Raw genomic sequence first — 10,656 nt, 5'->3', positions numbered from 1 at the left:
ACGACACGCTCCCCGGCGACGGGGAGCGAGGATTGAAACCGCTACCTCGAAAACGCATCCCGCTTCGAGATCAGGACACGCTCCCCGGCGACGGGGAGCGAGGATTGAAACGTGCCGGTGCTGTTGCCACTGCCGGTTGGGGCGCCGGACACGCTCCCCCGGCGACGGGGGAGCGAGGATTGAAACCTAGGGTGGCGGGCGCTTATGACCTTGGAGCAAGGACACGCTCCCCGGCGACGGGGAGCGAGGATTGAAACGCCTGCTCATACTCGGAAAATGACACGACTCGTATGACACGCTCCCCGGCGACGGGGAGCGAGGATTGAAACAAGGCGTGCGCATCGGGTGCAGGCTATACGCTTGACAGCGCACTAAGGGCAGTTGTGGTGGACCATTTGAAGACTAGGAGTTAGGATGCGCATGATGAAGGTGAGGATATACAAGGGTGACCACAGGTTCATGCGTCAGTACGCCCTTGACAACGACACGACGATGGGACATCTCATCCGACAAGCCATAGCAAGGGTGCTTGCTGGGGAATTTGAGGTTGTGGACAAGCATGAGTCGGTGTCGTCAAGCATCAACATCCCCGAGAGCGATGAGCAGCAATTGAAGGACATCGCCATGAGAGCGGGGGTATCTGTTGATGAGGTCGTCAGGCAGGCAGTGAATGACACACTGGGGAAGCTAAAGGCAGCCATAGAGGCAGGTGAGCACATCCTCAAGAAGGATGAGAAGACAGTGGAGACGGAGCGCGCCATCGCAGAACGGGAGCAGGCCATGGTGATGAGGCACACCGGCGTACCAAAGGAGATCAGGAAGAAATACAGGAAGATCATGAATGATGCTGACGTGGAGTAGTTCACACACAACCTCCCACCACTAACTTACTCTATGGGACAGGCTCCCCGGCGACGGGGAGCGAGGATTGAAACAGCATGTCCCGCCCTCCTTGCCGTGCGTGCCGGTGACACGCTCCCCGGCGACGGGGAGCGAGGATTGAAACAACATTAATGTCCGCAGATTACGCAGATTTCCGCAGACACACTCCCCGGCGACGGGGAGCGTGGCTTGAAACTATGGATTGCCGCAATCGGCGCGAGCACATCGGCACTCAACGTCATGACCCGGACAGTCAAGCCTGACTCTCAAAGACTCAATTTCATGACTCAGAGCGTCAAAGCTGACTCTCGAAGACTCAACTTCATGGCTCGGAGAGTCGAAGCTGACTCCCAAAGACTCAACTTCATGACTCGGAGAGTCAGCTGTGAGGCGCAAAGACTGAGTCTCATCTCTCGGGCGGTCAGCTGTGAGCGCCAATTACGCAAAGTCATCACGGCGCGAGTCAGCACTGATCGGCGCAGCGTCGCCGGCAAGGCGCTGAGGCTTGCGCGCCGGCTTGCAGCAGCCGGTGCGCCCCTTGCCGAGCGGCGCAGTGTTTAGCTGACGGGTGCCTTGCTGGCTTTTCTCCGGTGACCGTAGCGTTGGGCCATCGATTCGCGCATCGCATCGAGCGCCGCGCCCTTGCCGACTGCCTTGGCCAAGGCATAACCTTCCAGCGCCGAACTTAGAATATCACTGCCCAATGCCATTTCGCTGTCGTCGATCTTGTTGGCCAGTTGCCTGATACGCACGGCCAACGGTCGTAGTTGGTCGAGCGCGACGAGGTCACGCTGGGCTTCGGCAAGATCGAAATTCGGCGGCAGAATTTGCGGATTCTGGGCGAGAACGACCAGCGTCTGGCGGCACGCGGCTTCGCTCTTGTCGCCCATTTTATTGAGTTCGCGCCTCTCGTCGATCGACAGTTCAACGAGTCGGGCCAATTTCTCTTCCAGCGTGGCTACCGCAGCATGAATGGCAGCGAGATCATCGGTGCTAAAAACCATCGAGATTAGATTCTGTGTCATGAGAGCTTCTCCTTCGCAGTAAGGAACCAGGGGACATGCGCTGAAAGTATCCACCGGCATAGTCGCAGATGTCAATTAACTTCCCGCTCCCATACTAAACTTGCTCGTTGCCGACTGATCAGGCGCAGTTCGCGAAATTTTGAGCGGTGGCACGAAAGAGGCGCGGTGACGTGCTTGGCGCATTCAGAGGGCTGGCATGACCATCGGACGACGCATCCAAAGACCGCGAAAACCATCTGGCGCTTTTTTATCCGGTGCTCGTAGAATGGTTATAGGGAACCGGGGAGGCGGTTATCGGCAGCTTGCCAATTGTACTGACTCAAACTTGTCGATGCTTTCGACGCCAGGCTATGCAGGGCAGCCCTTACGCCCTTGGCGGCGGGCCAGCGTGCGTATGAATGATACGGAGGTGAGCGCTGAGCTTGTCGTGCCGAAAATAATCCAGTCGTCGGCGCATGGGGTCAGCGGACTGGTGAGCACGATCTGGATTCCGTGCCGGGCTTGTTGAATCAGTGTGTAACTACAATGTGAGAGCAAAAAAGCATCCTCAAGGCTGCTGAATTTTTTATCGTCGTCGTGTGTTGCCATGTGCAGACTACGCGACGAGAGCTTCGGATGTGGCATGCGCGGGGCATTCAAGTTTTTTCCGATGGTTTGGCGCTTCTAATGGCAGATTGAAAGGAGTTTCGTCGTGAGCAAATTGATAAAGGACATAAATGACCGATTGGACGACGATAAGCTCAAATCAGCGAAAGAGAAGTACAGGCTGGCAAGGCAATTGGATGCGCTAAAGACACTCGTGGCAAGCTGTAGCGTGCTGGAAACCCATGCCTCATCGTATTTCAAGCCGCCGGAAGCCGAGGTTGAAACAAAAATAAGCGGACTACAACTCGCCGACGAAGTCCAGAGCATCTCTTCCGGTTTCAAGACCTGCGTTTCCTACGACTGGATGAAACTTGATATGAAGGACGAGGCCGCGGAATTGCAAGCGGCCATCAACCGGCAGAGCAATGAAAAGGTTCCACGTAGCCTTCCGGCAGAGGAGGCTAAAGCAGTTTTTTTTTCAACACTTGGCGGCTCTAATAAAGATAGTAAAGCTTGCCCAAGAGGCAACCTATGATGAGATCGCACGAGCAGCGGCCAAGCTGCCTCTACCGCACCGAGTTGCTTACCGGATAGTTATCCTAAGTGTTTCTGCTGCACTTATTGCTTTTATTGCGGTTCTGGGTGATCTTTCGTACTCGCGAGGTACAAAAAAAAAACACGACCGCGCCGACGGAAAGCTCCGCGTCAGTTGGCGACGCGACGCACAAAAACCTCCCCAAGGCCGTGCCCGGCCCCGACAAAGGAACCGCGTCAAACGCCAAAGACAAGGTGCCCGACTTGACATTGATAGCTTTGCTAGTCATTGGCATTTCAGCATTCCTGGCGACTCTCTGGGCGATACAATCGTATTGGCGCCTGGCCATTGTGGATCGGGAAGACAAGTGGTGGCACCCGCCAGAAACGGACAGTGACTGGTCTGGTCCCTATACTTTCCATGCACTCGCACAGTCACATAAGGAATGGGCGCAGCTTTGGTTCAGCTGGTGCGTGGCAATATTCCTCGGCGGCGTGACCTACGCAGTTTACAACAGTGCGCACAGTGACAAGCTCCCCCATGGGGATTGGCCAGAAATGTTACTACCGATGCTGAATAGCTATCTACACCATGGTCTGGTCTACGCCTTGTTTGGTTTTTCATGGTATTGGGCTTCCAAGCACTACCGCTCACACTGGCATAATTACGTGGCAAATGCCTATCGGCACCGCTCCCTGTATCGCTTCGAAATTCTGCGTCGCGAGATACCCAATAGTATGATTGGGGAAACGGCTGCCTCTAAAATAGAAGCCAACAAGACGATACTCGAGCTTTTCAGGCTTTCCGGGATCTTGCTGCTTATTCCCGGTGAGTCTTCCTATCTCGACAAGCCGGCCGGGGAGGAGGTCTCCAAGGCTATCTTGCGAATGGAAGAAGTTGCCAACGCCTTTTCGCACCGGAGTGAGGGAGGCGGCAAACACTGAATCGCTGCGAGCGGTCAACAAGAGCCAAACCTCTGGATTGCCGCGTCGGCTGCGCCTCCTCGCAATGACGGGGGGACTGGTGTGGCGCCGCGTTAGCCATTCACCATGCACCATTCCCGACGCGGCCTTCAGCATGCATGACAGCGGGGCGAAACGAGGGCCTCGGCACTCGAATGTCATAGCCTGATGAGGCCCATGATCTTCACCCGGAAGTCGTCATCCCAGGCGGCTGCCTTGCGCTTCAGGCGCAAGCTGGTTTTCTTCTGGTCGGTGCTATCCAGCCGAATCAGATTGAGAACGATCTTCTTCAGGAGCGACAGGTTCTGGGGAGCGTTGTCCTTGCGGATGGTGCTGGCATCCTCGCCGAAGCTGACGTCGAGCACCCAGTGAAGTCGATTCTCTATGGCCCAATGGCCTCGCACGGCGAGGGCAAGTTGTTCGGCGGTCAACTCGCGAGAGCTGATGTAATAGCGCCGCTCGAAGTTCGACTCTTGATAACCGACCTTGCGCAGGGAGTCGACCAGACCGAGGGTCTTGCACTTGGGCCAATCGGCCAGGTCAACGGTCCCTTGCCACCTCGAATTGCTGCGGGTCCAGCGCCCGGAAGATCCTCTGAAACGTCTTCTCGGACGCGACGCCGTTCTTGAGCGGCAGGAACTGACGCAGCCAATCCTCCTTCTTGTACGCCCAATAGGCGATGTCTTCGACGGTGTCACAATCGGAGAGTACCGCGGCCATGGCAATCACCAGAATCTCAACGAAGTCGTGCAGCGTCCCATTGCTGGGTTTGCGCGGGTCGTCTACTTCCCTCAAGCAGCACATCAGGCTGGCTCCATTCGTCACACTCATTTCGGTTGCCCAAAAGACGAGAGTAGACCTGATTTCAGAGGGGTTTACAAGCTCTTGTCATAAGCCCATGAAAGTTAACGATTTTTCAATTGCCGAGTATGACGAAGGGAACTATGCTATCCGAGTGTCGAGGCCCTGATGCCGACCCCAAGCTCGGCCGCAAGATGATCGCCGGGCTGGCCATGCGCTTGCATCAACTGATGAACGACGTCGAGTCCTATTCGCTGCATTCCGGTCGCCGGCGAATCATTTGCTACCTGTTGCGCGAGGAAGGTGAAACGGGTGACCAGGTGATTACCGTCACGCTGCCGACCAACAAGGGCGTCATCGCCTCGCGTCTCAATCTGACGCAGGAACATTTCTCGCGAATCCTGCACGAACTTTCGGAAAAAAAACCTGATCGCCGTCGACGGGCGAAAAAATCCACATCGCCAACGTCGATGAACTACGCAACTATGATCTCTGAAATCTGCCGTACCTATAACAATTTAACGAGGAGACCCCATTAATGGCATTGGAAACCGAGATCAAGCTGAGCATTCCCGTCAGCGCGGCGCGAAGATTACCGACACACCCGATCCTCGCTGATACCCCGTCGCACCGCGAGAAGCTGATCAATACCTACTACGACACGCCCGACCGACGACTTGAAGCCAAGCACATCGCCGTGCGCTATCGCAAGAAGGGCACGGAGTGGCTGCTGACCGTCAAAAGCCAAGCGCCATCACCCGGGGGCCTGGCACAGCGCAACGAGTGGGAGGTCCCCAGCCAGCCGGGCGACTTCGATTTTTCGCACGTTGACACGCCGAAGCTGCGGAGCTTTCTCGAAGCAGCGACGAGCGAACTGGTGCCGGTGTTTACCACCGACTTCACACGCCTCAGCTGGCTTCTGACGCCAAATGAGGGAACCCGCATCGAGGTCGCTCTGGACCGCGGAAAAATCGACGCCGACGGACGTCAGGAGACGATCTGCGAAGTCGAGCTCGAACTGCTCGAAGGCAGCGTTGCCGACCTGTTCGCAGTGGCCATCGCCCTGCAAAAAGACCTGCCGCTGCACCCGGAAGCCCCCAGCAAAGCCGAGCGCGGCTACCGCCTGGCCGCCAACCCGGCGAACACAGCGAACACGCCGGTCAGGGCCGCCGAGGCGAAGCTGCAATTGGGCATGTCGAGCATCGCTGTCTTCTGTAGCAGCGCCGTCGCCTGCCTGGTGCAGTTGCAGGGCAACGAACGCGGCGCACGTGAAAGCAACGATCCCGGCTTCATCCATCAGGCACGCGTTTCGATCCGTCGTCTGCGTTCGGCGATTCGACTCTGGAAACCCTTGCTGCCGGTAGAGTACGTCAGTGACTTCGACCCGCGCTGGAGTGCGCTCGCCGGGCAACTCGGCGATACCCGCAATTGGGACGTCTTTCTCACCGAGGTCCTGCCACCGATCAGCAAGGCTTTTCCCGAGCACAGCGATGTCCACGCGGTGGCCAAACAAGCGGCCATCCAGTTGGCGGCCTGCCGCAAGGCGGCGCAGGCGGCAATCGCCTCACCCGACTACTCGAAGCTGCTGCTCGAGTTCACCGCGGCAACAATAGCCTTACCGGAAAAGAAGAAGCCCGCGTTGACCGTGTTTGCCCCACGCTCACTGAACAAACGTGCCAAGAAGGTCGCCGAACTCGCCACCAGAACGAAGGAGTCGGATCCGGAAGCACGCCACGACTTGCGCAAGGCGCTGAAACGACTGCGGTACGCGATCGAATTCTTTGCACCCCTGTTCCCGGCCCGCCGCCTGCAGCGTTATCAGCAGAGTGCGACCGGACTGCTCGACCTGCTCGGCCGCATGAACGACTTCACTGTCGCCGAACATCTGGTGGCCGAAGCCCTTCCGGGACATCATAGTGATCTGGTGCGTGCCTGGCTGGCAGGGCGGAACGACCTCCTCTTCGGCCAGCTCGACGCCATGTTGAGCGAATTTCTCAGCCATCCGGCGCCCTGGGACCGGGGCTGAGCGAGCGAACTTTCTCGACACCTCGCGCGCTGCAGCCGGCGCAGCGGATGACCCACTCTTCCCTCGTTCCGGGCGCCGCTAGAGCGCTCGCCGTGGCCTTGCTTGCCGTCCTGCTCGGCGGCCTGCCGCTGGCCCGGGCGGCCGACTTGCCGAGCGCCGTCAGCCAAGCCCTGCAGCAGGCCGGCATCCCGGCAAACGCCGTCGGCATGGTCGTGCAGGCGGTCGACGGCGGGCCGCCGCTGCTCAGCCATAACGCCCAGCAGGCAATGAACCCGGCCTCGGCGATGAAGCTGGTAACGACCTACGCCGCCCTCGATATGCTCGGCCCGGCCTATACCTGGCGCAGCGAGCTACTCGCCGACGCCAGCCCGCGCGACGGCCGGCTCAACGGCAATCTCTACCTGCGCGGCAGCGGTGACCCGAAGCTGGCGCTGGAACAGTTCTGGCTGTTACTGCGCCAGTTGCGCCAGCGCGGAGTGAAGGAAATCAATGGCGACCTGATTCTCGATCGCAGCGCTTTTGCCCTGCCGGCGCACGATCCGGGAGAGTTTGACCAACAGCCGCTGCGGCCTTACAACGCCGGCCCCGACGCCTTGCTGGTGAACTTCAAGAGCCTGCGCCTGCTCCTGCAGGCCGACGCGGCTGGAAACGCCGTGCGTGTGATCGCCGAAACGCCGAGCGCGGGTCTCAGCATCGACAATCGCCTTAGCCTCGGGCGTGGCGCCTGCGGCGACTGGCGTGAACAGCTCACGCCAGTGATCAAAGGGCTGCGCATCGAACTCAGCGGCAGCTTTCCGGCGGCTTGTGGCGAGCGCAGCCTGAACCTGGCCCCGTGGGCCGCCGATAGGCAGGTCGAAAGCCTGTTTCGTGCGCTGTGGCAGGAACTTGGTGGTAGCTTCAAGGGCAGTGTGCTGGAAGGCCGTACGCCGGCTGCTGCCACGATGCTTCTCTCCCAGGAGTCGCCGCCGCTCGGCGAGATCGTGCGCGATATCAACAAGTACAGCAACAACGTCATGGCGCGCCAGCTGTTCCTGACCCTGGACAGCGAACGGCCAGCGACGATCGAGGGCGCGCGTCGACAGATCGCCGGCTGGCTGCTGGCCAACGATCTGCAATTGCCCGAATTGTTCATCGACAATGGCTCCGGCCTGTCACGCCAGGCGCGCATCTCGGCCGCTGGCCTGGCGCAACTCCTGGGCGCTGCCTGGCGAGGCCAGGTGATGGCCGAACTGATCGCCTCGCTGCCGGTCGCCGGCGTCGACGGCACTTTGCGCAAGCGCTTGAAAAATGGCTCTGCGGCTGGACGAGCGCACCTGAAGACCGGCTATCTGGAAGGCGTGCGAGCGATTGCCGGATTTGTGCTGGACAACAGCGGCAAGCGCTGGATCGTCGTCGGCCTGATCAACGACCCGAATGCCCGCCTCGGCAAAGCCGCCCTGGATGCCCTGCTACTGTGGGTCGCCGACCGTTAATGGGAAAGTCGCGCCAGCGACTCGTGACCCTTGGCCCTTGCGGCGGTGGCGCTCAGAGGTCGTCGATCGCTCTTCGTCCGGACAGCGCCAGCCAGCCGCGGATGACGCGATAGCTGACCCACAGGCCAAGGACGACAATCAACAACCAGGCGATCGGAATGAAAATGATGGTGATGATCAGCAGGCCGTAGACCAGCAGCCACAGCGCCGTAAACCAGAAGGTCCGGATCTGCCAGCGATAATGGCTATCAAGCCAGGTGCCGCGGACATCGCCGCGCTTGACGTAGTTGAGAATGACGGCAAACAGGGAGGGCACGCCAAAGACGAAAGCGCCGGCGACACTCGCCGCACCGGCAACGCCGATCACCACGGCCACCGCGTGCAGGGCGTAGATGACGTGGCACCAGGCGCGTTCGCCTTCCAGGTAGGAATCGGGGATAAGCTCACTACTCATTTTCTCTCCAGTCACGCAGCGCACTTGCCGCGCCGCGCGAACATCAATTGGCCAAGCGCGAGATCACGCAAGGGCCGCCACTCAAACCATTGGCAGTCATAGCCCGAGATCGCTCCACAGTGCATCGACCCGCTCTTTGACGGCAGCGTCCATGACGATCGGCGTTCCCCACTCGCGACTGGTTTCGCCCGGCCATTTGTTGGTCGCATCGAGACCCATCTTGCTGCCCAAGCCGGCGACCGGACTGGCGAAGTCGAGATAGTCGATCGGCGTGTTCTCGGCAATCAGTGTATCGCGCGCCGCGTCGACGCGGGTGGTCAGCGCCCAGATCACTTCCTTCCACTCGCGGATATCGACGTCGTCGTCGACGACGATGATGAACTTGGTGTACATGAACTGGCGCAGAAAACTCCAGATGCCGAACATCACCCGTTTGGCATGCCCCGGGTACTGCTTCCTGATGCTCACCGTCGCCAGGCGATAGGAACAACCTTCAGGCGGCAGATAAAAATCGACGATCTCGGGAAACTGCTTCTGCAACAGCGGCACGAAGACCTCGTTGAGCGCCACGCCAAGCATCGCCGGTTCGTCGGGCGGCTTGCCGGTGTAGGTGCTGTGGTAGATCGGCTCGCGGCGCATGCTGATACGCTCGATGGTGAACACCGGGAACAGCGACTTTTCGTTGTAGTAGCCGGTGTGGTCGCCATACGGCCCTTCGAGTGCAGTCTCTGCGGGATCGATATAACCTTCGAGGACGATCTCGGCCGAAGCCGGCACCTGCAGATCGGAACCGAGGCATTTCACCAACTCGGTCTTGGCGCCACGCAGCAGACCGGCAAACTGATATTCGGAGAGACTGTCCGGCACCGGCGTCACCGCCGCCAGAATCGTTGCCGGATCGGCGCCCAGCGCCACCGCCACCGGAAACGGCTGGCCGGGGTACTGCAGGCAGTGCTCGCGAAAATCGAGGGCGCCGCCACGATGTGCCAGCCAGCGCATGATCACCTTGTTCGGAGCGAGCACCTGCTGGCGATAGATGCCGAGGTTCTGGCGCATCTTGTGCGGCCCGCGGGTCACCGTCAGCCCCCAGGTGATCAGCGGCGCGGCGTCACCCGGCCAGCACAGCTGGATCGGCAGGCGCGACAAATCGACGTCCTTGCCTTCCCAGAGCACTTCCTGGCACGGCGCCGAAGAACGCACGCGCGGAGCCATGTTGAGCACCTGCTTGAGTACCGGCAGCTTGTCCCAGGCGTCCCTTAGTCCTTTCGGCGGCTCGGGCTCCTTGAGATAGGCCAGCAGTTTGCCCACCTCGCGCAGCGCCAGCACCGATTCCTGCCCCATCCCCAGCGCTACGCGCCGCGGCGTACCGAAGAGATTGGCCAACACCGGTATGCGGTGCCCCCTGGGCTTCTCGAAGAGCAGCGCCGGCCCGCCGGCACGCAGCACGCGATCGCAAATTTCGGTCATTTCGAGGCGCGGATCAACCTCGACGCCAATGCGCTTGAGTTCGCCGAGGCCTTCCAGTTGCGCGACGAAGTCGCGCAGGTCGTGATATTTCATCAGCAGGTGTCCGGCCGGGAGCCTCCCGGCGGCAGGGTCGCAAAGGCGACCATCAAGGTGGACCCGGCCAGGCGACCCCGCCGTGGAGTCCGCGAGCCAGTGACCAGGGCGTTCAACGCCTGATTATAATCTGGCAGGCGCATCGGCAACGAAGTCTGCCCGGCCCGCAAGGCCACCGCCAAGGCGCCTGCCATCGGGGCGTACGGGAGCATCCGTCCGCTAGCGATAGCAGCAGCTTCTAGCGGCGTTGGATGCGGCCAAGGACCGTGCCCAACCGATGTCTTTCGACGAAGCGGAACAGCGCAGCAACTAGCGGCCCAGGCCAGTGCCCGGCGAGTACGCTAACGCCGCCCA

The 10,656-nt window shown here is 60.0% G+C and carries 8 protein-coding genes and 2 pseudogenes; 6 read left to right on the top strand and 4 right to left on the bottom strand.

The features are described from left to right. The first annotated feature begins 414 nt into the window (after positions 1 to 414). Positions 415 to 861 (top strand): hypothetical protein, encoded by a 447-nt coding sequence (locus E4Q23_RS01955; protein ID WP_169065067.1) that lies wholly within the window; start codon positions 415 to 417, stop codon positions 859 to 861. 578 nt (positions 862 to 1,439) lie between these two features. On the opposite strand, the gene E4Q23_RS01950 is transcribed toward E4Q23_RS01955, so the two are convergent. Next, entirely contained in the window at positions 1,440 to 1,961 is a 522-nt protein-coding gene (locus E4Q23_RS01950; protein WP_336511586.1) for a hypothetical protein, read from the bottom strand. 637 nt (positions 1,962 to 2,598) lie between these two features. Here E4Q23_RS01950 and E4Q23_RS01945 point away from each other — a divergent pair. Further along, positions 2,599 to 3,027, top strand: a complete 429-nt coding sequence (locus E4Q23_RS01945; protein ID WP_169065066.1) for a hypothetical protein — start codon at positions 2,599 to 2,601, stop codon at positions 3,025 to 3,027. Positions 3,028 to 3,095: 68 nt separating this feature from the next. After that, complete coding sequence (locus E4Q23_RS01940) at positions 3,096 to 3,971, top strand: hypothetical protein (RefSeq protein ID WP_169065065.1); 876 nt, start codon at positions 3,096 to 3,098, stop codon at positions 3,969 to 3,971. Between the two features lie 176 nt (positions 3,972 to 4,147). On the opposite strand, the pseudogene E4Q23_RS01935 reads toward E4Q23_RS01940, so the two are convergent. Continuing rightward, a pseudogene (locus E4Q23_RS01935) lies at positions 4,148 to 4,793 on the bottom strand (ISAs1 family transposase). A gap of 170 nt (positions 4,794 to 4,963) precedes the next feature. Here E4Q23_RS01935 and E4Q23_RS01930 point away from each other — a divergent pair. The 3 genes and pseudogenes from E4Q23_RS01930 to dacB all read left to right on the top strand — a co-directional run. After that, positions 4,964 to 5,286 (top strand): annotated as a pseudogene (locus E4Q23_RS01930) (Crp/Fnr family transcriptional regulator); the annotation flags it as partial. Positions 5,287 to 5,328: 42 nt separating this feature from the next. After that, positions 5,329 to 6,816 (top strand): CYTH and CHAD domain-containing protein, encoded by a 1,488-nt coding sequence (locus tag E4Q23_RS01925; protein ID WP_169065063.1) that lies wholly within the window; start codon positions 5,329 to 5,331, stop codon positions 6,814 to 6,816. Between the two features lie 47 nt (positions 6,817 to 6,863). Continuing rightward, complete coding sequence (gene dacB, locus E4Q23_RS01920; protein ID WP_169065062.1) at positions 6,864 to 8,288, top strand: D-alanyl-D-alanine carboxypeptidase/D-alanyl-D-alanine endopeptidase; 1,425 nt, start codon at positions 6,864 to 6,866, stop codon at positions 8,286 to 8,288. 52 nt (positions 8,289 to 8,340) lie between these two features. Here the strand turns inward: dacB and E4Q23_RS01915 are convergent, their stop codons facing one another. Continuing rightward, the gene (locus E4Q23_RS01915) at positions 8,341 to 8,742 is read right to left on the bottom strand and encodes a DUF4870 family protein (RefSeq protein WP_169065061.1); all 402 of its coding nucleotides are present in this window, start codon (positions 8,740 to 8,742) and stop codon (positions 8,341 to 8,343) included. Between the two features lie 96 nt (positions 8,743 to 8,838). Beyond that, positions 8,839 to 10,302 (bottom strand): 4-hydroxy-3-polyprenylbenzoate decarboxylase, encoded by a 1,464-nt coding sequence (ubiD, locus tag E4Q23_RS01910; RefSeq protein WP_169065060.1) that lies wholly within the window; start codon positions 10,300 to 10,302, stop codon positions 8,839 to 8,841. Between the last annotated feature and the right edge of the window lie 354 nt (positions 10,303 to 10,656).

This window comes from Candidatus Accumulibacter phosphatis (genome assembly GCF_012939955.1).
GTDB lineage: Bacteria > Pseudomonadota > Gammaproteobacteria > Burkholderiales > Rhodocyclaceae > Accumulibacter > Accumulibacter delftensis.
This window is presented reverse-complemented; position numbering and strand designations above follow the sequence as displayed.

What these genes read in the sequence shown, in the direction of transcription:
- E4Q23_RS01955 (WP_169065067.1), top strand. Translation starts at nt 415, where the DNA reads ATGCGCATGATGAAGGTGAGGATATACAAGGGTGACCACAGGTTCATG.
- E4Q23_RS01915 (WP_169065061.1), bottom strand. Translation starts at nt 8,742, where the DNA reads ATGAGTAGTGAGCTTATCCCCGATTCCTACCTGGAAGGCGAACGCGCC.
- dacB (WP_169065062.1), top strand. Translation starts at nt 6,864, where the DNA reads ATGACCCACTCTTCCCTCGTTCCGGGCGCCGCTAGAGCGCTCGCCGTG.
- E4Q23_RS01925 (WP_169065063.1), top strand. Translation starts at nt 5,329, where the DNA reads ATGGCATTGGAAACCGAGATCAAGCTGAGCATTCCCGTCAGCGCGGCG.
- ubiD (WP_169065060.1), bottom strand. Translation starts at nt 10,302, where the DNA reads ATGAAATATCACGACCTGCGCGACTTCGTCGCGCAACTGGAAGGCCTC.